The sequence below is a fragment of the Vibrio spartinae genome (assembly GCF_024347135.1).
Lineage (GTDB): Bacteria > Pseudomonadota > Gammaproteobacteria > Enterobacterales > Vibrionaceae > Vibrio > Vibrio spartinae.
Window position 1 is genome coordinate 156,140 of record NZ_AP024907.1, and the last position, 22,414, is coordinate 178,553.

The following is a 22,414-nucleotide window of genomic DNA, read 5'->3' on the forward strand; positions in this document are numbered from 1 at the left end:
GTATTTTAAAAACGTGAATGATGAGTGATGCATCCGATTCCAACCCAAATAACATTTTTTGAGTTTCTGACTCCTTTTGTGGCTGAGGGGTTAAAAACGATCACGATCCGAGATCGGTCTGAGAGCCATTATGTCGTCGGTTCGCAGGTTGAGGTGTTTACTCTGGAGACCCATCAAAAGGTGTGCGACATTGAAATTGTTGCGGTTGAGCCGCTCCGGTTTGATGAGATTAATCAAGACCATGCCCGGCAGGAATATCTGGAATTACCGGCACTGAAAGCGCTGATCCGGGAAGTCTACCCCGAAACGGATGAGCTGTTTGTGATCACATTTAAGCGATTGTAATCTCAGATAATATTCATTTATCCCTCAGCGTCAGCCACGCAGAGTGCGTGAGACAGCGGTGGGTGATATTGACTATCGATCGGTCTCAATTCTTGAAAGCGTGGGTTTTACATGAGCGCAGCGCTATCTGTTTCTGTCTGTAAAAGCTTCTGTCTGTCAAAAGAGGCGGAGACAAATAAGGAAAACCCCGGGAGCAATGCCCACCGGGGTTCTATTCTTTGCTTGCAGCCATCCTGCTACGATAAGTGCGTCCTGCATCTAATCCTTGATCAGTCTGCTGAATCCTTCAGCCGATCCTTCCATCGCCTTCCTAGCGGTGTCCTTGACGTCCTCGTCTGCTAACCATCCTGTTAGCACTTCCATCCCTGACATCATCCTGATGTGATTACCCTTCCCGGGTGTGTCCATCGTCATCCCTGTTCGTGACCATCCTGTCAACGAATCAATTCCTTTCGATGTCCTTGTGCCAACTCCCTGCTGACAAGTTATATATTACGGTTTTGCGTGGATTCGGCAATCGTGTGAGATAACAGAATTTTGACAAATAACTGATGGATAAATGTACTTTTTAATACTATTCAATAACTTAAATGTAAATTTGTGAAAATATCTTTAGTCTGAATCTCTATTGGCTCACTCATTTGTGAGAGATCTCTTACAATCGAGTGAGCCAAACAACTATGCTACTGGTTACATCTTATTCACCGATCGCCACGCCTTCTCGCCGTGGGTCGGCCGCGCCTTCAAGACCATCTTTGGTGAGACGAATCGCATGAAGTCCGGAGTTCAGAGCGCGAACATTGACGTGATAGCCCATCTTTTCCAATGCAGGTTTTAGTTGTTCTGCGGTGGTACCTTGTTCAAGATCGACGGGACCAAAGCGATCGACAATATGCGGCATGTTTAAAGCTTGCTGGATATCTTGTCCCCAAGTCAGATGCGCGATCAGAGCCTGAGCCACGTAGCCGATAATGCGACTGCCTCCCGGAGAACCGATTGCCAGATAAGGCTGACCATCTTTCAGAACAATTGTCGGTGACATCGAAGAGCGAGGACGTTTGCCCGGTTCGACGCGGTTCGCGACGGGGTTATCTCCGTCATGTGACTTGAACGAGAAATCTGTCAGCTCGTTGTTGAGTAAAAATCCCCGGACCATCAGGCGAGAGCCAAACCCGTTTTCAATCGTCGTCGTTATCGATACGACATTACCGTCTCGGTCAACAATATTAAAATGACTGGTACAAGGCAGCTCGATGGCCTGATCCGTACCGAGTTGCATGGCGTGCTGCCATGGCGGGTTTCCCGCTGAAACCTTGGTGAGGGCTTGACCGGGCTGAATGAGTTGGGCGCGTTGGGCAAGATAGTCTTGATTGACCAACCCTGATGTTGGCATCGGCACAAAGTCTTCATCTGCCATGAATTTGCCTCGATCTGCAAATGCTAACCGTGAAGCATCTGCAAGCACCTGCCATGACTTCTCACTCGTCGCGCCCCATTTTTTTAAGTCAAAATGTTGAGCCATTGAGAGAATCTGTCCGACGGTGAGTGCGCCTGAACTTGGCGGCCCCATCCCGCAGACATCATAGCCCTGATAGTCCGCACAAACGGGCTGGCGTTCTTTGATGGTATAGTTGTCAAAGTCTGTTTGTGACAGAACCCCGGGATTACCGGGAGCGTGGCGGACCGTTGCCACAATATCTTTGGCGATATCGCCCCGATAGAATGCATTCGCCCCACCGTTGGCAATCGTCGCTAATGTTTGGGCGTATTCCGGGTTTTTGAGCAGCGTACCGGCTGGTTTCGGATTTCCTTGAGGGTCAAAAAAGTAATTGCGTGTCCCGGGGTATCGGCTCAGGCGCTGAGTATCATCAGCAATTTGCTTGGCGAGACGCGGGCTGATGCGGAACCCTTGCTTTGCCTGTTCAATCGCGGGAGCAAAGAGTTTTTTCCAAGGCAGCTTGCCATATTTCTGATGGGTCTCCCAGAGCAGCTTCACGGTGCCGGGAGTACCGACAGAACGGCCACCGACAACGGCATCGTAAAACTGGAGCGGTTGTCCTTGTTCATCCAGAAAAAGTTCAGGTGTGGCCTGCACGGGAGCTGTTTCTCTGGCATCAAAAGTGGTGAGATGCTGTTTTTTCTGATCCCAGTATACCATGAATGCGCCCCCGCCAATCCCTGACGATTGGGGCTCAACTAAACCGAGCATCAATTGTACCGCAACCATTGCATCAATGGCGTTGCCGCCCTGACGAAGGATATCTGCACCTGCTTTGGCCGCGAGCGGGTTTGCTGCTGTGACCATCCACTGCTTGGCATGAGTCAGTGTTTTGACATCATGACCGGTGTTGATTTCTGGTGCGACAGAATCAGCAACTTGTGCAGCGTGGATATTTAGGGTCGTGAACAACCCTGAGAGTATCAGTAATGTTTTTATTTTCACCGGGAAACCTCCATGTTGCATTAACATTTATGCAACACCAAGAATGACATCTCATGTCTTATAAATCCAGCGGCTTAACGTGATTTGTCGCGGGTGACGCGTTGTTGAGTCACCCGAGTCAACAATCGTATGACAATCATGTCAGTGAGGTGACTGCATGATAACCGATCATCAGACCGAGAACGGAGAAAATGACACCGCAGAGTCCATCAATATATACGGCTGCAGCCTGTAATTTATTTTGTAATCGCTGACCGGAAAGTAGCCACGCGAGGAGCGCAAACCAGAAAAAGGATAGCCCCCACAGTATTACCAGAGCGAGTATTTTTCCTGAAGCGGAAAAGTCAGCCGGGATCAGACTCGACATCAGGCTGATGAAAAACACCAGCGCTTTCGGATTGAGGAGATTGGTCAGAAAACCTTTAGAGAAAGCCTGCTTGTGATTGTCCAGACACAAAGAGGCAGGCGGTTGTGTTTCAGGCTGATGACGGACCTTCCTGCGTTGATACAGGCTGTTCAAGGTGGACAGACCCAGCCAGGCCAGATAGCTGCCCCCTGCGATTTGAATCAGCGCAAACCAAACCGGATGGGTATGAACGATCAGACTGATGCCGGTCAGACTGAGAATCGAATGGATCAGAATCCCGAACGATAGGCCGAGCGCAATATAAATACCGGTTGTTCTGCCATAGCGGGTGGCATTCTGAATCACGAGTGCGAAGTCTGGCCCCGGGCTCATTAATGCAATCCAGTGAATGCTCGCGAGCGTCAGGAGAATCTGGTATTCGTTGGTCATATTTGTTGGCGTTCCTCACCGTTGTTTGTGTCGTTTTTGCTTCAGTCTCAAGGGATTATTCTTCTATCACAACGACAGGGCGTTTGCGATGATGACTACGAATACCGTCATAGCTGAAAAGTATCAATGCCCCCCAAATGAATAAAAACGTGGTCGCTTTATCGGGGCTAAAGGGTTCGCCATAAAAAACCGTTGCCAAAATAAACATCATACTCGGGCCGATATATTGAAAGAAACCGAGAGTTGAAAGTTTCATGCGAGTCGCGGCACCGGCAAAACAGAGCAGGGGAAGTGTCGTAACCACACCTGCCATCGCAAGTAATCCATTGAGATGGAATGAATTCTCGGTCAGGTTACTGGTTGCGGAGTTGGCAAAACCAAGCAAATATATCAGGGCTACCGGCACTAAAATCAAGGTTTCAATAAACAAACCATTTAACGCACTGACCATGACTTTTTTACGTAGGAGCCCGTAAATCCCGAAGGTACTGGCAAGTGCAATGGCAATGATAGGGATCGAACCGAACAGGATGAGCTGAATTACCACGCCAATCGTGGCGAGAGCAACCGCTACCCACTGTAGGATGCGTAGTCGCTCATTGAGAAACACCATCCCCAAAATCACATTGAGTAATGGATTGATATAATAGCCAAGACTGGCATCCAGCAGATGATGATTATTAATCGCCCAGATAAAAATCAACCAGTTGCCACCAATCAGCACCGATGTTGCGATTAAATAATAAATTTTGCGTCGATCTGACAGCAGATTGCGAATCATCGGCCATTGCTTCCCGAAATGCAGCAGCACAGCCAGCAGCAGGAAAGACCAGAGAATCCGGTGACAGATAATTTCTACCGGATTGATATGTTCGAGCATTTTGAAATAAACGGGTGCAATGCCCCACATTAGGTAGGCGGCCAGAGCAAAGAGCACTCCTTGTCGCGCTTGCTGTTCATCGTTCATAGTTGTACCGCTGAAGTTATTTTATGCTTAATAAAATAGGATGATATTGTGATAAGAGATGCATTATACACTACGCCAGTGGATCTCCGGCATTGATTTGTTCCGCGTGTTTTCGCGAGAAGGGTCGAAGAATTTATGGTTTTATTCCGCATCTAACCCCACTACAATAGCCGCTGTGCATAACCATTCTTCTGCGAAACCCATCATATTGAGTATTTCATGACCGCTGCATCATTGATTGCCGAACAAGACGACCACGCTTCAACCAGCTCAGAATCTGTACTGAATACCGTCTTCGGTTATCAGACGTTTCGTCTGGGTCAAAAGGATGTGATTGATACGGTACTTGCCGGACGAGATAGTCTGGTCATCATGCCGACCGGCGGCGGAAAATCACTGTGTTACCAAATTCCGGCGATTATGCTTGATGGTATTACGCTGGTGATATCGCCATTGATCTCTCTGATGAAAGATCAGGTGGATCAATTGGTTGCCAACGGTGTCGCTGCGGCCTGTATTAATTCGAGTATGAGTAAAGAAGCGCTGATCAAGACGTATCAGCGGATGAATGCCGGGACTTTGCAGTTGGTGTATGTTTCACCGGAACGGGTGTTAATGGCCGACTTTATCGAACGGTTACACCAGATGCAGATTGCGATGATTGCCGTGGATGAAGCACACTGTATTTCCCAGTGGGGGCACGATTTTCGTCCGGAATATGCGGCTTTAGGACAATTGAAACAGGCTTTCCCCCAAGTGCCGGTTATCGCCCTGACAGCAACTGCCGATGAATCGACGCGGCAGGATATCCAAAGCCGACTGCATTTAAATGCCCCGCATATTTATCTGGGGAGTTTTGATCGACCGAATATTCGTTACGCGCTGCTGGAAAAACATAAACCGGTCTCTCAAGTCATCCGCTTTTTAGGCACTCAGCAAGGGCAATGCGGCATTATTTATTGTGGCAGCCGGAAAAAGGTAGAAATGCTGACTGAAAAATTATGTCAGAACCATTTTCGGGCGGCAGGGTATCATGCCGGTATGGATGTCGATGAACGGAATTATGTTCAGGAAGCATTTCAGCGCGATGATGTTCAGATCGTCGTCGCGACCGTCGCGTTCGGCATGGGGATCAACAAGTCGAATGTCCGTTTTGTCATGCACTTTGATATCCCTCGTAATATCGAATCTTATTATCAGGAAACGGGTCGGGCAGGGCGAGATGGCTTACCGGCTGAAGCCGTGATGCTCTATGACCCGGCGGACATGGGTTGGTTGCGTCGCATTCTGGATGAAAAAGTGGATGGTCCGCAAAAGCAAGTTGAGAGTCATAAGCTCAATGCGATGAGTGCTTTTGCCGAAGCGCAAACCTGCCGTCGTCAGGTTTTACTCAATTATTTCGGTGAATATCGTGAACAGCCTTGTGGCAACTGTGATATTTGTCTGGATCCCCCCAAGATGTTCGATGCAACCAAAGAAGCTCAGAAAGCCTTGTCTTGCGTTTATCGGGTGAAGCAAAATTTCGGGATTGGTTATGTCGTTGAAGTGTTGCGTGGAATGCAGAATATACGGATTCGTGAAAATGGTCATGATCAGCTAAGCACCTACGGTATTGGCCGGGAACACAGCCATGATTATTGGGTCAGTATCTTCCGTCAGTTGATTCATAAAGGGCTGCTCCAACAGAATATTACGCGGAATTCGACATTGCAGTTGACGGAAGAAGCCCGGCCGTTACTGCGGGGAGAAGTGGCGCTGGAATTGGCGGTCCCGCGTTTGGATACTGCGGTGAAAGCATCTAAAGCGGAGAAGCTGAGCAGCAAGACCTATGATCGACAGTTGTTTGCCAAACTGCGCAAACTCAGAAAATCAATTGCAGATGAAGACGGGATTCCGCCTTATGTCGTATTCAGTGATGCAACGTTGATCGACATGGCCGATATTTTACCGACATCGTATGGCGAGATGCTGGCGGTCAGCGGGGTCGGACAAAGAAAACTGGAAAAATATGCCGATCCGTTTTTGGATTTGATTCAGGAGCATTTGACTTATCATGGCTGAATTTTCTCTGCGTGAGTATTTGGTGGATTCCGGTGTGATTATTCTGGAGACCCGACACTTTGATTTCGATTCATTTCCTCGTTTAGGGGCTCGACTGATGGAATTGCTGCCCGCGGCGATTATCGAGAAACAGTGTGATGCCGATATTCACACTTGGCTGATTGATTTTGAAGGGACACACCTGTTTCTCAAAGCGGAACACTATGCCGGGGTCTTATGGTTTGAAGCACTGAATCCAACAGCGGATCGAGAAATCACCGATTTTCTTGCCCATATGTTGACTAAAGGGCTGTGAACGCCATCGATCCACGATCCGCTATCCGTTCGGACTCTATTTCTCCTAACTCAATTTATCCCAATTCAATTTATCTCAACGCCATTCACAGCGCATTATCGGTTTCGTAGAGATTATCCAGCGGCTCTTTGGTGTCGCCACCCGAAACTTGTTGTAAATGATCCGTGGTCGCCATCCAGCGTCTGACTTGTGCGTTGCTCGCGGAGGCAGAAATACCCGGCAGACTACTATCTATGACGACTGGGGCCGGATAAATAATGGACCAGAGGTACAGCCAGATAGCCGCGTTATGCTTTTCTCCCTGCTGTGTCTGATTAAAGAAGTGAGTTTGTTGTTCCACAAAAGCGACCGCATTATGCAGGGCGCGGTTCTCGTCACCGATAAATGGTGTTGATGCGACCGCTGAAGTTCGATAGGAGTCGATCGCGATCCCTTTGGGTTTGAGACGACTGACCGCTTCCCGGGCAGCTTCACCCACCCAGCGGCCATGCAAATAATCTTTACTGTGATTGGAGTAGAATGCATCCAGCAATGATACGCGTTGTGGCACGATGTTGTTGGCAATCTGCCCCCGTTCTGCCAGTGTTGCCAGTTGATCCGCCAGACGGATCGCGACCTGATTACCCAAACTGTGTCCGGCAAGGCGAATATCATTGCCCCGATATCCTTGCATGGCATTGAGATACTGTTGCAGTAATAATTCGGTGACATTCTCCGTCGGGCCAGCATGGTAGTTTCCGCGACTGTCGCGCCAGCGCATTTTTCTCGGCCCGTTGGCTGACCAGATTTTCGCTTCAGCATCTTTTAGCTCAGATTCATCAGCAAATTGATCCCAATATAACATGGCTACATTATAGCCTTCGGCACGCCAGAGGTTGGCAAAGTCGATATCAGGTGTTCCCCCACCGTTTTCCCAGTAGACGGTTCTGTTTTGTTCGATCGTATGATTGGATTGCCAGCCATGAATCAGAATCAGTGTCGGTCTGGATGGATCATAATAGGTGCTGCCATTGCGTGTATTTTGCCCGCCTTTCTGATATTGGTCATTGGCGCCAAACCAGTACAACCCATAACTCAGTTGATCAAAATCTTGTTTCGGAAAGACACCCGTTTTAGCAATCGCGCTGAAAGACAGACATACACTCGCGAAGTAGATGAAATATTTTTTTATCATAATTTATCCATAGGTCTAAGAAAGAAAATAGGTCTAAGAAGTAAGTCACTTGAGCAAATGCTCAAATGGATAAAAACGGCTTTATGTTCAAGTGTCTATAACAAACGTATCTATTTTCTATATGACTCTCTGTTTTCTATACCGGCTCACATTTGTTGGCTCTATTGCATATAGTTATAACGATAACAACCCTTGGATGACTTGTTATTCCTTCTGCTCATTCATTCGAATTCCATCATTCATCATGGCGCCAGAACTTTTTCGAGATAAAAAGGTGATATTCGTAACAATATTGGAAACCGGTTTCCAATATTTGCCCTGAATCTGAAAAATCGTGCTGATCACCACAATCTATTGTTGTTTATAGAATTAGACTGGCTTTGAACAATAACTGAGCTCTCGAAAAAGTGCTGTGATTCTTTAAATATGATCGTTGCTGATGGTTGTTTCCGTATTTTGAAGCGTTGCCAAATCTGTCGACGGTTGTGAGAACTGAGCGTGATGGACCTTTGGTTTCAAGGGAACATGGGGTCAATTTCGGGAGGATGGTCTGAAACGATAGATAAAATAAAGACGAGAAAACTATGGACAGGAAAAAACAGATGGGACTGAAGGTACTCCCAGTGATGCTGGCAGCCTGCTGGTCATTCAGTTCAGTTGCTGCCGCAGTGGATAAAGCAGCGCTGGACACTCAAATCCAACAACTCGAACAGTTACATCAGCAATATCAGAGTGAACTACAAAAGCTGAAAAAAGAAAGAATGGATTATGAAGAGTCGATGGACACTGATTCGATTGCCTCGCTGAAAGCGATGATGGATCGGGTACATATCTTTGGTTTTTTCAGAGCAAAATACGATCACGATGATCGTGAGTCAATTGGTTCCGGTGCCAATAACAAGCATTTCTATATGGATTTAGAAGGCAAGATGAAAGTCTCGGAAGACTGGAGTGCGAACTTCCAGATCGAGACACGTAAAGGCTATACCGTCACGCAGTCATGGCGTAACGGGGATAACGGCAGTAGTGACCAAGATGGGACATTACAGCGGATTTGGGTTGAAGGACGTCCTGGTGGTGTTGGTGTGACATTAGGGACGAAATGGTGGGGCTACGGATTTCAGGCGGTTCCGTTTGGTCATGCGGCCGACGGGGTTCAGCTTGATTATGATGTTTTGCCCGGATGGAATGCTAAAGCATTTTGGCTGAGACCAAGACAGGGTGATTTGGTGACCATGCCAAACAGTTCTGATGTTTCGATTGCCGGTGCGAACTTGACTGGTAGCTTGACCGATGATTTGCAGACCAGTCTGACCTTTGCGACTAACGAAAACAAAAGTGATGCACAGAAAATGGATCGGATGGGCGCATTTGAACTGCAATACCGCCTGACGGATGACATTCTACTCCGTGGTGCATTTGCGATGACAAATGCTGAACATCATAACACCAGCCAAGAGTACCGAATCGATTATAAAGATACTGACTTAGCAGAAGTTGGGTCATATGGAATTTATTTCCGTTATATCGATTTCAGAAGATATGGGGACTACTCCCATGATGATGAATGGGGTTCATTACCCAGTGATGCCAAAGGCGGCATTCTTGGGGTGAAATATGTGTTATTTAAAAATGTTGTCTGGGAAACCTTCTACTCAGTTCAGGAACGGTTCCGTTCTGGCGGTAGTGACGCAGGTGCCTATCGACATCTATTCCGTACTCAGATTGATTTCCATTTCTAAGGAGGGCACAACAGCGTTGTTTTGTTTTTGTTCAATATATAAAGCTGTTTCACCAAACAGCGTCATAGATAGAAGTTAATAAGAAAAGCAGGTTATTAGAAAAGGGAAAACCGACGGTTCAGGGGGAGAACTGTCGGTCTTTCTCATTCAGGTGGCTGCCTGCGGTGATTTCGGGCCATTGGATATTAATGCTTTTGGGGCGCGATTTGCTCTTGCTGCGCGAGAATGATTTTCTCGTGGGCACGGAAAAAGGGGAGATAAAGACAATAGGCATTAACGAGCGCAAACAGCACCATTAATACGTTGGCGATACTGCCATTTGCGGCCCATGTGGCGCCGAGCGGGGCGGGAACAGTCCAAGGCAGCATCATGACGATTCGATCCAGTACGCCAATCGAAGTCAGATACCAAGCAATGGTGGCATTCAATATCGGGACAAAAATGAAAGGGAGAATAAATACCGGATTCATGATAATCGGAAAGCCGAACAAAATCGGTTCATTAATATTAAAAATTGCAGGCAATAGAGCAACTTTACCGACCGACTTCATGTGGTTGGAGCGGCTCTTCAATGCAAGATATACCAGCGGTAGTGTTGAGCCAACGCCACCGATCAGGAGGAAAAAATCCCAGAATGATGCGGTATAAATATGTGGTGGAATTTGGACTCCGGTTTCAATGGCTGCCTGATTGGCGAGCAGGTTGGTCATCCAAAAAGGATTCATGATGCTGGTGATAATGATCGAACCGTGGATCCCGACAAACCACAAGAGCTGACAAACCAGAATCGAAATAATCACCGCAGCCAGACTGTCGGAGGCAAGAATGAGTGGCTTGAACAGTGCTTCAATCAGGTGGGGGAAATGCACACCAGCATCATGCTTTAGGATGAGATCAAATAACGATAATGTCAGGAAGACGACAAAGATCGGAATGAGTAATTTAAACCCTTGTGCGGTAATCAGCGGTACGTCATCAGGCATATGGATGTACCAACCTTTCTTGATAAACAGGTTAATGACTTCAATGGCATAGATACCTGCAACGAGTGCCGTAAAAATGCCACCGCCACCCAGATAGTAAAGTTCTTGGGTATTGAGTGTTGAAAATCCCGACAGCATCAGAAAAGAGAGGCAACCAGTTAATCCGGATAAGCGTTCCGGAAGACGGTATTGTTTTGCCAGACTGGCGGAGACACCAAATGAGACGATCAAAGCAACCAGTCCCAGTGTGATTTGGTACATGGGCAGAATAACGGGTTGTAGACTGAGACTGAATGATTCCCACCACAGTGCGATAGTCGATGAGGATTCGCCCATTGGTAGGGTTGAGGTGAGTGGAAAAATCAGTGGTACCAAAATGCAACCGATAAAGACAAAAGGCATTGAGATCTGAAAACCATCGCGTAACGCGATCAGGTGGGGACTTTGGCTTAACTTCCTTGCATACGGTGAAAAATAATGATCAAGTGTGTCCGCGAACAGTCTGGTAACGGAATGATTCATGGCGATCCTTGTCCTTGATGAGTGGTTTTGGAAACCGATTGTCCAACCTGCTATTCTTTCATAAACAACGATTTATAAATAAAGATTAGATCACACCTTCATATGGTGATATTGCCTTTTACTTTAGTAAAACCGTTGGCAAAATCAGTGCCTTTCTTTCAATCAGCATGACTGTGAATCGATGAATCTGTTTGATGGATCATAGAATCATACTTGCTTGTGACCGTTTTAATGATCAAATTCACATTCCCATGGATTACGCTTGGAAACCGGTTTCCAAGCGTAATCCATGGGCGCATACTTTCGGTGTCTAAACAGATAATCGCCTAAACAAATCAATCCGTATCTAAACAAATTAATGCTTAAGCGAAATCATCGTTGAAGCAAACGTATCGAAACGAAGTAAGGAGTCTCGATTATGAAAAAAATCATGCTGTGTTGCTCAGCTGGAATGTCAACCTCGTTGCTGGTGAAGAAAATGGAAGCCGCAGCAAAAGAGCGTGGCATTGATGTAGATATAAAGGCCTATGGTACCTCGGAGTTCAGTGATCAGGTAGGCAACTATCAAGTGGTTTTGCTGGGCCCTCAGGTTAAGTACATGCAACAGGACTTACAAAAGAAAGCCGACAAATACGGTATCAGAGTCGAGCCTATCAATATGATGGATTATGGGATGCAAAATGGAGATAAAGTGCTTGATTTTGCAATAGAACTGATAGGCGAGTGCGTTTGAGAAAAATCAGGAACAGGACATCAAAATGAGTACTCTATACGACCATGTGGTCAATGCAATTGAACAAAAACTAACACCACTAGCAGTCAAAGTTGGTCAACAGAAATATCTCACCTCGATCAGGGATGGTTTTATTGCGGCACTGCCGTTCATGATTGTCGGATCATTTATGCTAGTGTTTATCTTTCCACCCTTTCCCGCGGATACAACATGGGGCTTTGCCCGAGCGTGGCTGGACTTTTCGTCCGAGTACCGTGACCAACTCATGTTACCTTTCAACCTGAGCATGGGGGTTATGACCGTGTTCATATCGGTCGGGATTGGCTCCAGTCTGGCTAAGCACCATGAGCTTGATCCGATGACGACCGGCCTGCTGGCATTAATGGCATTTCTGCTGGTTGCTGCGCCATTAAAAGATGGTTCGATATCGATGCAATTCTTGTCAGGACAGGGGATATTCACTTCAATCCTGACCGCGATTTATGCGACAGAAGTGTATGCCTTCCTGAAGCGTCATCATGTGACGATTAAACTCCCTCCGGAAGTTCCGACTGGTGTTTCCCGCTCGTTTGAAATTCTTATCCCGGTTTTGTTCATCATTATGACGTTGTATCCACTCAATTTATTGATTGAATCACAAACCGGTATGATTTTACCTCAAGCGATTATGACATTACTTGAGCCATTAGTTTCTGCTTCTGACTCATTAGCCGCAGTATTACTTGCCGTCTTTATTTGTCAGCTCCTTTGGTTTGCTGGGATTCATGGGGCGTTAATCGTTACAGGGATCATGAACCCATTTTGGATGACCAATCTGTCTGAAAACCAAACAGCGATGGCCGCAGGTGAAGCACTGCCTCATATTTTCCTACAAGGTTTCTGGGATCACTACTTATTGATTGGTGGCGTGGGGTCAACCTTACCACTGGCATTTCTACTGCTGAGATCAAAAGCGGTTCACTTGAGAACGATCGGGAAAATGGGCATTGTCCCCGGCTTCTTTAATATCAATGAACCGATTTTGTTCGGGGCGCCAATCATCATGAACCCGATCTTTTTCCTGCCATTCATATTTATTCCGATGATTAATGCGGTGTTTGCGTGGTTTGCAGTGGACTTGGGTCTTGTTGCAAAAGTGGTATCACTGACGCCATGGACAACTCCGGGTCCAATCGGGGCATCATGGGCCGCTAACTGGGCCATTAGTCCGGTGATTCTGTCTCTATTGTGTATGTGTTCTGCTGCGCTGATGTATCTGCCCTTCCTGAAAGCTTATGAGAAACAGCTATTAGATAAAGAAGCAACCGAAGCGAAGAAGAAAGAAGCTGAGCATCCACAAGGCGTTACCGTTTAATCGTGCGGTGCAACATCAACCAACAAGATAAGAGATATATAGTGCGGGCAGAGCAACTGCCCGCTGATGGAGAACAAATATGAAGTATCAATTTCCGCAGCGTTTCTATTGGGGAAGTGCAGCCTCAGCGACACAAACTGAAGGTGCGGCCTTTTCTGGCGGAAAAGGGGAAAATATCTGGGATCACTGGTACAAATCTGAACCGAATCGCTTTCATCAAGGAGTTTCTGCGACAGATGCGTCAACGTTTTATGAGCATTTCCGTTCAGATATTCAATTGATGAAAGACATCAAGCATAACAGTTTCCGGACTTCGATTTCGTGGGCTCGTTTGATCCCTGACGGGACTGGCGACGTTAATCCTGAAGCGGTTGATTTTTACAATCAAGTGATCGACACCCTGATTGAACAAGGGATCGAACCATTTATCTGTCTGTTCCATTTCGATATGCCGATGAAGATGCAGGCACTTGGCGGTTTTGAGAATCGTCGCGTATTACAAGCCTATGCCGATTATGCCGAAACTTGTTTTCGTCTGTTCGGTGATCGGGTGAAGCACTGGTTTACATTTAATGAACCGATTGTGCCGGTTGAAGGTGGTTACTTGTACGATTTCCATTATCCGAATGTGTTGGATTTTCGTCGTGCTGCAACTGTGGCCTATCACACCGTATTGGCTCATGCGATGGCAGTGAGCAAGTATCGCGATCTGAAACTGAGCGGACGGATTGGCATCGTGCTCAATCTGACACCGTCCTATCCTCGTTCACAACATCAGGCAGATCTGGAAGCTGCCAATATTTGTGATTTGATGTTTAACCGAAGCTTCCTTGATCCGGTGATTCGGGGGGAATATCCACAGCAACTCGTGACTTTACTCAAGCAATACGGGCAACTACCGAATATCCATGATGGTGATTGTGAGCTGATTGCTAAAAGTAAAATCGACCTACTGGGGATTAACTACTATCAGCCAAGACGAGTGAAAGCGCGGTTGAGTGCGGTGAACCCTAACGCACCTTTTGTACCGGAATGGTTCTTTGAGCCTTATGAAATGCCCGGCCGCAAGATGAATCCGCATCGGGGTTGGGAAATTTATGAGAAAGGCATTTATGACATTCTGACCAATCTACGGGAACACTACGACAATATTCCTTGCTATATCTCAGAAAATGGCATGGGTGTCGAAGGGGAAGAAAAATTCCTCAAAGACGGACAGATTCAGGATGACTATCGCATTGACTTCATTCGTGAACATCTGAAATGGATACACCGGGCCATTGAAGAAGGCTCTGCGTGTTTCGGCTATCACCTCTGGACCTTTATCGATAACTGGTCTTGGTGCAACGCTTATAAGAATCGTTATGGTTTTTACCGACTGGATTTGGCAACACAGCAACGCAGCCTGAAAAAAAGCGGTGAATGGTTCGCTCAGGTGTCTGAAGGCAATGGATTTGATGATTAAAGTGCCGTATGCAAGGAGCACGGTGAATAGGAGTTTAGTATGGATCTAGAAGAACAAGTCATGGGAATTATTGTCAATGCCGGGCAATCCCGGAGTCTCTGTTATGAAGCGCTACGCAGTGCTAAAAACGGAGATTTTGAACAGGCAGATATGTTGTTACATCAGGCGAGTGAATTTGCAAGTCTCGCACATCGTGTGCAGACGCAATTGATCGAAGCGGATGAAGGGGAAGGAAAAACACCGATGACGCTCATTATGGTTCATGCTCAGGATCATTTGATGACATCGATGCTTGCCAAGGAATTGGTCGTTGAATTGATCGACGTACATCGGCGGATTGCACAGTGAATGACTGGCCTTGATTCGGGTGATACGTTCAATCCGGTGAGTCAATCACTGGATTGTTCGCGTAAATATTGTGCAGTCCTCTTGTTAAATATGTCTTCAAAGGTAAAATGAAAACAGACGGGAACCGTTTTCCATCCTGAATGTTCCCTTTGATTGACCTTGGTTAAATAGGATTGTCATGGTTACTATCACTGATGTCTCACGGTTGGCAAATGTCTCAAAAGCGACGGTTTCTCGCGTGATGAGTGGCAGCCGGGGAGTGAAACAAGAAAGCCGCGAAGCGGTGCTCAGAGCGGCGGAAGAGCTCAATTATCGCCCGAATATCATGGCGCAAAGCCTTGCGACCCAGAAGTCTGATTATATTGGTGTCGTTTTGACCAGCTCAGATACCGGTCAGGTGTCTACTTTTCTGCCATTGCTGTGCGATGCACTTAAGCAAAGAGACAAGCGGATGTTGGTCAGTTTTGCTGACACACCGGAGGAATATCACCGAGTGATGGAATCGTGGGGGCATGGACAGTGTGATGCCATTATCTCCTTTGGCGGTGATATACCGACTTTAGCTCTCGACAAAACGATTGCGGTTGATAGTTATATGCATGACAACTGTCGTTCTATTAGTTATGACTATCGTTTTGCTTGTGAGAGTGCCTGTCGTTATCTTTCCAGTCAGGGACACGCATCAGTCGCGATTTTGCTCGATGGTCAGAATTACGCGTCTCAACAAGTGCTTGAGGGATATAAAATCGCCATGCAAAACATGTCGATTCCGATCAACCGGCAACTCATTGTCAGTGCTGATGAAAGTGCAGAGTTGGCGATGATGAACCTTGTGAACAGTTATTCATCATTTACTTCACTGATCGTGATGAAAGACAGTCATGCCGCCGTCGCAATGAAACTGCTACAGGATTTTAACCTGTCTACCCCACAAGATATCTCTATTCTTTCTCTGGAAGATTCGTCACTGGCCAAGCAACTGACCCCGGCGCTGACGTGTATCAGTTATCCGTCTGAACGATTGATCGCTGTGCTGATGAAAGAGCTCGATAATTTCCTCGACCGTCATCCGTCAGAGAACAAATCAAGTATTCAGGGTAATCTGGTTGTACGAGATTCAGTGGTGAATCGCAACTGATATCGGTTTTGAGAGACAACCGGTTGACTCATCCTCTGTACCACAGACTGAATCGGGCTGTGGTACATGGGGATTGAATTATGACAATTCTTTGATATTAAAAATGCTAACCATCAAATTCATTTATATCCTCAAGTAGCCAGTTAAATTCATCGTCTTTTCAAATCGTGCATCATCAAAGAGTTAATTTTGTTTTTGTTATCAATAACAATGAACCATTTCTGGACGTATCTATATAAATGATAATTATCTTATTGACTTCAATAGATAATTTGAACGATTATAACAGCTTAGTTTCATATGACATATGCACTTCTATTTTTATCACTTTTGATATGACTCATGAATCAATCTCATTGCCGCTGTCCGCGTTATTCTTTGATGGGCAAACTTGAATATAAAAACTGATGAATGTGACTTTAACAGAGAGTAAGGTTCAATCTTACCAAGCCGTAACCCCCACAACCGTTCGTATCGAGCTGGATAATTCCCAAACAGTGCTTCTGAGACTGTCGGAGCCATGGATATTGAATCAAGGTGACTTGGTCGCCATTGCCGGGTTTCAGGATCACCAAAGTAACGTGTTGATAGGTTATGGCTATATCAATCTGTCACAACATGTAAAATCAATCGGGCGGAGTCACGGGGGGCCTTTTTTCCTCTTCGGCGCACTGCTGAGCATCATCACATTGGGCATCATTGCGTTTATCTTCTCCGGAGAAGGAATGATCGCGTTTTCTGACATTTTGACCACGCTTCCTCTTGCTGTCGTATTACTGTTTTCTGGCTTCTTTATTTGGATAGGTGTTAAAGCTAAACGAAAAGAGCGATACGTGAAGAGAATGCTGGAGCAAGTGGAAATGAAAGACAGCCATGAATCACGAAGACTTGAGCAGAGTATTTAATCTGCGTTGAATAGCTAAAATTTTGTTTAGTTATATGGTGTGATGACTCACTGTGCAGGTATTGTTGCGTGATAAAACTTTTGAATTCGAACTATATTTGGACACACAAGTTCACCAATCAATAATATTGTCGGAAGAGTCGACACAGTGCTTTATCGATGCAGATAAATTAATCTGGAATTGATTCTATATTTTGACTTTCTTACTTTAAATCGGCCGTTGTAACTGAACGAAAAATCGCCTAAGAATCTTCAGTATGGCGTAGGCTTTATTGATGGTTTTGTAACCATCATGAAGCCGACCATGCCATCGTCATATCTTTTGATAACTATTTTAACACCAAGCAGAGATATTATTGGCTTATATAGTTAGTAGTCTGATGCTATTTGGTGAAGAACTAATACTTTGTTCTACTCCCCCCTATCTTGCTACCCAATACTTTAAAAACGAAAGGATGTTGGACAAACGGGAAATCCATCATCCATGTCGTCGCAATCAATAGACTTGATAGCGATGGATTATTTGAAATACAGATAATCTGGTTAAAATATGCTCAAATGTTAACTGGAGTGTGATTTTTGTTATTTTTTTCATTGCTTGTATTACAATTTGGGATTTTTTGTGAGAGTATTGTTGTCAATCTGTTGCATTGATGTTTGTTTTATTGCAATTAATTTCAATTATTGTGGTTTCTTATTGTTCTGAGTGTTTTCATGAAATGTTGATTGTCTTTTTCAGTCTTGTCACTTTCTTGCTTAGCTTGAGGAAACCATAAAATTAACGAGTTAGTTGGGATGATGAGGCGAGAAAATTTCCTTGAGACGGAAGGTGAGGTATTTTTTTATCTGAGAGATAACGTCGTTATTGAGCCATTAGTCGAGCATTGGTATGCATGGCACTATTTACTTTCTCCGGTCGCCCGTTCTTTTTTTATGAGGAAGAATCGGAAGCAGTTAAGATCATTTTTAAAATACCCTGAATTTCATAGCGGTATTTCCAGTGGAAAAGTAGGTACGGTCAGGTTATCTGTTGATGACGTACTCAGTGTGAAGCAGTATCTAGATAGCACCCAACAACTCGAGTCGCAACAAGAGCAATTAGTTGCTGCTGTAGAAAAGCTTGATGATTTAGTTTTCCAATTCAGAGGTGATAGTTTAGAACCTCTGTATCAGGAAATTCCTTTCGAATTGAAAGGTAGGACAGAGCTTTTCTATGCTCGGAATCAGAGTGGCTCATACCGTCTTTTTGAAAATGCATTTGAGGGAATATTTGATAGGTGTGAAAGTGTATTATTCACATTAAAAACGGAGTACACCAAACGTCCACCAGTGTTTAATACACCACGCTTGACCTGTTATGAAAGTCAGTTTCTGATTGATATTGATTTTAAAGATAAAATACTTGATAAAATTTTTGAGTCAAGACAAGCTCCGATCGATTTCAACAAGCTGTGCCAGGAAATGAATCTGACTGATGAAGAGAAACAGAAGTTCAGAAAGTTTTTTACGTCAGAGTATAGAGAAAAAGCATTATCAGAGCCTGATGGTGGAAAGATTCGTTATTTTGGTCATGCAACGTTATTGATTGAAACTTCGTCTGAATCATTACTGATTGATCCTTGGATTCAGAATGAGTCTTTTGAAAAAGATGGGAAGAATTCATACTCGCTATCTGATTTACCTACTCATATCGATTATGTTGTGATCACTCATGGGCATGCTGATCACTTTAATATAGAAACCTTGCTACAAATCAGACATAAAGTCGGGCAGATAATTGTTCCTAAAAGTTCTGGCGACATGATTGAAGACCCATCACTGGCAAAAATACTTAAACAAATCGGTTTTGGAAATGTGGTCGAAGTAGACCCGTTTGAGAAGATTCATGGAAGTACTTTTCAACTGCATACTATTCCTTTTTTGGGGGAGCATGGCGATCTTCGAGTGGATGCAAAGTCATCTTATTATATTGAAACTGATTCTGAGCAACTGCTTATATTATCGGACTCGAAATTTATACAAGAAGAAATTTATCAGTATCTGTTCAAGCACTCGCTTAAAGTTAGCAAGATGTTTGTTGGGATGGAGTGTGAAGGTGCGCCATATACTTGGCTATATGAACCTATTTTAAATCAAGGTTATCAACCAGAATACGCAAAAAATAGACGACTAATTGGCTGTAACGGTAATGAGACCGAACAATTAATTCAATTGATTAACCCTGATTCAGTATTTGTTTATGCGATGGGACTTGAGCCATGGCTTGAATATTTAACGGGTAAGCCTGCAACTTTCGATGACTATATCGTTAGGGAGTATAAACATTTAGAGGAAAAAATGTTTCAGGAAGATAGGTCGATCAAGCTGCTATATTGGTCTGAAGAAATTTCAATTTGATTTTAATTTAGTGACGCGTATGGAAAAGTATAAGATATATCAGTTAACGACTGAAGACCTTGAGTTCATCTACCGTGCTTGTCATCAGTTGATAGAAAAACATGATTCAGTTGAAACTGATATTTTCGCCAGAGACTGTGCGGTATATGCCATGGAACTCAGCCGAAATTTGAGAGAGGCCGTATTAGATTTTAAAAATACGACTCACAGTTATGCTGCATTCTTAATTCATGGTCTTCCGTTTGATATTGAAAATATTCAGACACCCAGTACTTGGGACTGTAATTGGCATCATTCTGAGACGTTTACTTATGAAGTGATCCATTCATTAATCTCCTGTCTGTTTGGTGAAATTTTTGGGTGGTCAACACAAGAGAATGGCCGCTTCATGCGTTATGTGGTACCCATCCAAGGAGATGCTTATGAACAGCTGGGGTCAAGTAGTTCTGTTGAATTGGATTGGCATACGGAAGAAGCCTTCCATCCAACACCGGCTGATTATGTTTCGTTAATGTGTTATCGCAATTCGGAACAAGCGGCGACATCATTATGTCATGTCGATGAAATTGTCCGTCAGTTAGATGAGAAAATACTTGATATTCTGTTTAGCAGGTCTTTTTGCATTGCGCCAGATACATCACATCACGTCAAAGAAAATAAGAGTAACCACTGGGATATTGATATTAAAAAGTACTGTATGAGTGCTGAAGCTAAGTATGCAGATACCCCGATATCAGTTTTATACGGAAATCGGGAATGGCCTTTCATGCGTGCAGATCTGCCTTATATGGCAGTGTTTGATGGAAATGAAGATGCTGCAATGGCTCTGGAACAATTCAAGTTGGTCGTGAACCAATCTCTCATTGACGTTTGTCTTACTGAAGGACAGATAATGTTGATAGATAACAGAAGGGCTGTACACGGTAGACGTCAGTTTTCAGCAAAATATGATAATTATGGCCGATGGTTAAAGAGAATTAATATTATCAGAGATCTACGTGCTTTAGCCTCAGAATTTAACCAGCTGTGTGACAGACGCATTGTATAAGGAATGTTATTATGCATCATAAATATATCATTATTGGCGCTGGACCCGCTGGATTGCAGCTCGCTTATTATTTCGAAAAATCAAATGAAGACTATTTGATTCTGGAAAGAGGTAATTGTTCAGGGAATACATTTAAAACTTTACCAAAACATGGTAAGTTGATCTCTATTAACAAGGTTTATACAGGTTATCATGATGATGGGGTTAATCTTCGTTGGGACTGGAATTCATTATTAAATGATGAAGGTTTTCTTTTTAAAAATTATTCTGAAAAATACTTCCCTGATGCAAAGGATTTGGTTCATTATTTAAATGATTTTAAAGAAAAGTTTGGGATTAATGTCGCTTACCATACCGAAATTGTATCCATTGAAAAAAGTGAATGCTTTTCGTTAAGTGATGCTGATGGTAATGTTTATACATGTGAAAATCTAATTATCGCAACTGGACTGTCAAAAGAAAAAAAACCTTGCTTTCGAGGTAGTGAATATGTGAAGTCTTATACTGAAGCCTCAATTAACCCTGATGATTATAAAAATAAGTCTGTTTTAATTTTAGGGAAAGGTAACTCTGCTTTTGAAACGGCTGATAATTTAATTGAAACAGCGTCTGTTATACATCTATTAAGCCCGGCGCCAGTAAAGATGGCATGGAAAACACATTATGTTGGGCATTTGAGAGCAGTCAATAACAATATATTGGATACATATCAGTTAAAGTCACAGAACACTATTCTTGATGCTGAAGTGACAAGCATTACTAAAGATAAAGACAAGTATATTGTTGATTTTTCCTATACTCATGCGAATGGACAGAATTGGCAGGTGGTTGTTGACGAAATTATTTCATGTATCGGTTTTTATTTTGATAATAGTATATTTAAAGGTGATGCAGTTCCTCAACTTACTGAAAATAAAAAGTATCCTAATATGACAGAGTATTGGGAGTCATCAAATATTGATGGTATGTTTTTTGCTGGAACAATAATGCATATGCGTGATTATAATAAATCATTCTCTGGATTTATTCATGGATTCAGATACAACGTGAAAGCATTAGCTGAAATATTAAAAATGAAGCAAGGAAAAAATGCATTTCATCGTGAGAATATGAACTCGTTTGAATCTGCCTATGAAAAAATAATGTACCGAATTCATAGTAATTCATCGCTATATCAGCAGCCAGGATTTATCAGTGATGTACTGCTTATTAGTGATAAAGGTGTTGAATACGTTGTCGATATGCCGGTAGATCTCATTGAAAATACATATCAGAAATCAAACCATATCCGATTAACTTTTGAATATGGGAAGAAAGAGCATCCCGATCCATTTAATGTTATCCGGATGCCGGATGATGGCGATAGCAGTACATTTATCCATCCGGTTTTTCGTGTCTATAAGGATGGTGCCATTGTAGATGAATACCATATTCCTGAAGACTTGCAGAATGAATGGAATAAGGAAATGTATACAACGCCTTTTAAAAATTTCTTGAAAATGGTTTTGCCATTGGAAAGGAAAAATATGTCTCAAGGTAAGAGACATGAAACGTTAGGTAACTATTGTTCATAAGGAAAATATCATGAAAAAATCAAACGTACAGAAAAAAGCGAAAATTAGCCGTAACAAGAATGGCCAATATTTGGGCAATCTGATCGGTTAAAGCCGTTATGGTCCCCACATTGCTGGGGACCATA

General features: G+C 44.0%; 18 protein-coding genes. 13 read left to right on the plus strand and 5 right to left on the minus strand.

The window, feature by feature from the left end; translation table 11 throughout:
• Positions 1-27: 27 nt before the first annotated feature.
• The gene (gene yqfB, locus OCU60_RS00680; RefSeq protein ID WP_074372337.1) at positions 28-345 is read left to right on the plus strand and encodes a N(4)-acetylcytidine aminohydrolase; all 318 of its coding nucleotides are present in this window, start codon (positions 28-30) and stop codon (positions 343-345) included.
• 697 nt (positions 346-1,042) lie between these two features.
• On the opposite strand, the gene ggt is transcribed toward yqfB, so the two are convergent.
• The 3 genes from ggt to rarD form a co-directional block, all read right to left on the minus strand.
• Positions 1,043-2,788: a gamma-glutamyltransferase gene (ggt, locus tag OCU60_RS00685; protein ID WP_235862156.1), complete on the minus strand. Its 1,746-nt coding sequence runs from the start codon at positions 2,786-2,788 to the stop codon at positions 1,043-1,045.
• A 136-nt stretch (positions 2,789-2,924) separates the two neighbouring features.
• Complete coding sequence (locus OCU60_RS00690; protein WP_074372335.1) at positions 2,925-3,584, minus strand: LysE family translocator; 660 nt, start codon at positions 3,582-3,584, stop codon at positions 2,925-2,927.
• A 55-nt stretch (positions 3,585-3,639) separates the two neighbouring features.
• Positions 3,640-4,551 carry an EamA family transporter RarD gene (rarD, locus tag OCU60_RS00695; protein ID WP_074372334.1) on the minus strand — a complete coding sequence of 304 codons (912 nt, stop codon included), beginning with the start codon at positions 4,549-4,551 and terminating at the stop codon, positions 3,640-3,642.
• Positions 4,552-4,770: 219 nt separating this feature from the next.
• On the opposite strand from rarD, the gene recQ reads away from it, so the two are divergent.
• Together recQ and OCU60_RS00705 are read left to right on the plus strand one after the other, a co-directional pair.
• On the plus strand, positions 4,771-6,612 hold the full coding sequence (recQ, locus tag OCU60_RS00700; protein ID WP_074372333.1) for an ATP-dependent DNA helicase RecQ: 1,842 nt from the start codon (positions 4,771-4,773) through the stop codon (positions 6,610-6,612).
• Positions 6,605-6,907, plus strand: coding sequence for a DUF3630 family protein (locus OCU60_RS00705; protein ID WP_074372332.1), 303 nt, complete (start codon positions 6,605-6,607; stop codon positions 6,905-6,907). Before recQ ends, OCU60_RS00705 begins: the two co-directional genes overlap by 8 nt.
• An 85-nt stretch (positions 6,908-6,992) precedes the next feature.
• Here the strand turns inward: OCU60_RS00705 and OCU60_RS00710 are convergent, their stop codons facing one another.
• Complete coding sequence (locus OCU60_RS00710) at positions 6,993-8,081, minus strand: hypothetical protein (RefSeq protein ID WP_074372331.1); 1,089 nt, start codon at positions 8,079-8,081, stop codon at positions 6,993-6,995.
• A gap of 602 nt (positions 8,082-8,683) precedes the next feature.
• Here OCU60_RS00710 and OCU60_RS00715 point away from each other — a divergent pair.
• A complete protein-coding gene (locus tag OCU60_RS00715) occupies positions 8,684-9,823 on the plus strand; it encodes a hypothetical protein (RefSeq protein ID WP_074372330.1) in 1,140 nt (379 codons plus the stop codon).
• 185 nt (positions 9,824-10,008) lie between these two features.
• Here the strand turns inward: OCU60_RS00715 and OCU60_RS00720 are convergent, their stop codons facing one another.
• Positions 10,009-11,328, minus strand: coding sequence for a PTS sugar transporter subunit IIC (locus OCU60_RS00720; protein ID WP_074372329.1), 1,320 nt, complete (start codon positions 11,326-11,328; stop codon positions 10,009-10,011).
• Between the two features lie 418 nt (positions 11,329-11,746).
• Here OCU60_RS00720 and OCU60_RS00725 point away from each other — a divergent pair, with 418 nt between their 5' ends.
• The 9 genes from OCU60_RS00725 (at position 11,747) to OCU60_RS00765 (ending at position 22,289) form a co-directional block, all read left to right on the plus strand.
• Positions 11,747-12,061 carry a PTS sugar transporter subunit IIB gene (locus OCU60_RS00725; protein ID WP_074372328.1) on the plus strand — a complete coding sequence of 105 codons (315 nt, stop codon included), beginning with the start codon at positions 11,747-11,749 and terminating at the stop codon, positions 12,059-12,061.
• A 25-nt stretch (positions 12,062-12,086) separates the two neighbouring features.
• A complete protein-coding gene (locus OCU60_RS00730) occupies positions 12,087-13,415 on the plus strand; it encodes a PTS sugar transporter subunit IIC (protein ID WP_074372327.1) in 1,329 nt (442 codons plus the stop codon).
• A 79-nt stretch (positions 13,416-13,494) separates the two neighbouring features.
• Positions 13,495-14,880, plus strand: coding sequence for a glycoside hydrolase family 1 protein (locus OCU60_RS00735; RefSeq protein ID WP_074372326.1), 1,386 nt, complete (start codon positions 13,495-13,497; stop codon positions 14,878-14,880).
• A gap of 39 nt (positions 14,881-14,919) precedes the next feature.
• Positions 14,920-15,228 carry a PTS lactose/cellobiose transporter subunit IIA gene (locus tag OCU60_RS00740; RefSeq protein ID WP_074372325.1) on the plus strand — a complete coding sequence of 103 codons (309 nt, stop codon included), beginning with the start codon at positions 14,920-14,922 and terminating at the stop codon, positions 15,226-15,228.
• Between the two features lie 178 nt (positions 15,229-15,406).
• Positions 15,407-16,366, plus strand: a complete 960-nt coding sequence (locus tag OCU60_RS00745; RefSeq protein WP_074372324.1) for a LacI family DNA-binding transcriptional regulator — start codon at positions 15,407-15,409, stop codon at positions 16,364-16,366.
• A gap of 407 nt (positions 16,367-16,773) precedes the next feature.
• Positions 16,774-17,271 (plus strand): hypothetical protein, encoded by a 498-nt coding sequence (locus tag OCU60_RS00750; protein ID WP_074372323.1) that lies wholly within the window; start codon positions 16,774-16,776, stop codon positions 17,269-17,271.
• 794 nt (positions 17,272-18,065) lie between these two features.
• The gene (locus tag OCU60_RS00755) at positions 18,066-19,667 is read left to right on the plus strand and encodes an MBL fold metallo-hydrolase (RefSeq protein WP_074372322.1); all 1,602 of its coding nucleotides are present in this window, start codon (positions 18,066-18,068) and stop codon (positions 19,665-19,667) included.
• Positions 19,668-19,818: 151 nt separating this feature from the next.
• Positions 19,819-20,715, plus strand: a complete 897-nt coding sequence (locus OCU60_RS00760; RefSeq protein WP_261854735.1) for a TauD/TfdA family dioxygenase — start codon at positions 19,819-19,821, stop codon at positions 20,713-20,715.
• An 11-nt stretch (positions 20,716-20,726) separates the two neighbouring features.
• A complete protein-coding gene (locus tag OCU60_RS00765; RefSeq protein WP_074372320.1) occupies positions 20,727-22,289 on the plus strand; it encodes an NAD(P)-binding domain-containing protein in 1,563 nt (520 codons plus the stop codon).
• The last annotated feature ends 125 nt before the right edge of the window (positions 22,290-22,414 follow it).

Bases quoted from the DNA above. Each gene is read 5' to 3' on its own strand.
- OCU60_RS00730 (WP_074372327.1), top strand. From the start codon at position 12,087: ATGAGTACTCTATACGACCATGTGGTCAATGCAATTGAACAAAAACTA.
- OCU60_RS00725 (WP_074372328.1), top strand. From the start codon at position 11,747: ATGAAAAAAATCATGCTGTGTTGCTCAGCTGGAATGTCAACCTCGTTG.
- OCU60_RS00745 (WP_074372324.1), top strand. From the start codon at position 15,407: ATGGTTACTATCACTGATGTCTCACGGTTGGCAAATGTCTCAAAAGCG.
- OCU60_RS00715 (WP_074372330.1), top strand. From the start codon at position 8,684: ATGGGACTGAAGGTACTCCCAGTGATGCTGGCAGCCTGCTGGTCATTC.
- recQ (WP_074372333.1), top strand. From the start codon at position 4,771: ATGACCGCTGCATCATTGATTGCCGAACAAGACGACCACGCTTCAACC.
- rarD (WP_074372334.1), bottom strand. From the start codon at position 4,551: ATGAACGATGAACAGCAAGCGCGACAAGGAGTGCTCTTTGCTCTGGCC.
- OCU60_RS00765 (WP_074372320.1), top strand. From the start codon at position 20,727: ATGCATCATAAATATATCATTATTGGCGCTGGACCCGCTGGATTGCAG.
- OCU60_RS00690 (WP_074372335.1), bottom strand. From the start codon at position 3,584: ATGACCAACGAATACCAGATTCTCCTGACGCTCGCGAGCATTCACTGG.
- OCU60_RS00740 (WP_074372325.1), top strand. From the start codon at position 14,920: ATGGATCTAGAAGAACAAGTCATGGGAATTATTGTCAATGCCGGGCAA.
- OCU60_RS00755 (WP_074372322.1), top strand. From the start codon at position 18,066: ATGATGAGGCGAGAAAATTTCCTTGAGACGGAAGGTGAGGTATTTTTT.
- OCU60_RS00720 (WP_074372329.1), bottom strand. From the start codon at position 11,328: ATGAATCATTCCGTTACCAGACTGTTCGCGGACACACTTGATCATTAT.
- OCU60_RS00710 (WP_074372331.1), bottom strand. From the start codon at position 8,081: ATGATAAAAAAATATTTCATCTACTTCGCGAGTGTATGTCTGTCTTTC.
- OCU60_RS00735 (WP_074372326.1), top strand. From the start codon at position 13,495: ATGAAGTATCAATTTCCGCAGCGTTTCTATTGGGGAAGTGCAGCCTCA.
- yqfB (WP_074372337.1), top strand. From the start codon at position 28: ATGCATCCGATTCCAACCCAAATAACATTTTTTGAGTTTCTGACTCCT.
- OCU60_RS00750 (WP_074372323.1), top strand. From the start codon at position 16,774: ATGAATGTGACTTTAACAGAGAGTAAGGTTCAATCTTACCAAGCCGTA.
- OCU60_RS00705 (WP_074372332.1), top strand. From the start codon at position 6,605: ATGGCTGAATTTTCTCTGCGTGAGTATTTGGTGGATTCCGGTGTGATT.
- OCU60_RS00760 (WP_261854735.1), top strand. From the start codon at position 19,819: ATGGAACTCAGCCGAAATTTGAGAGAGGCCGTATTAGATTTTAAAAAT.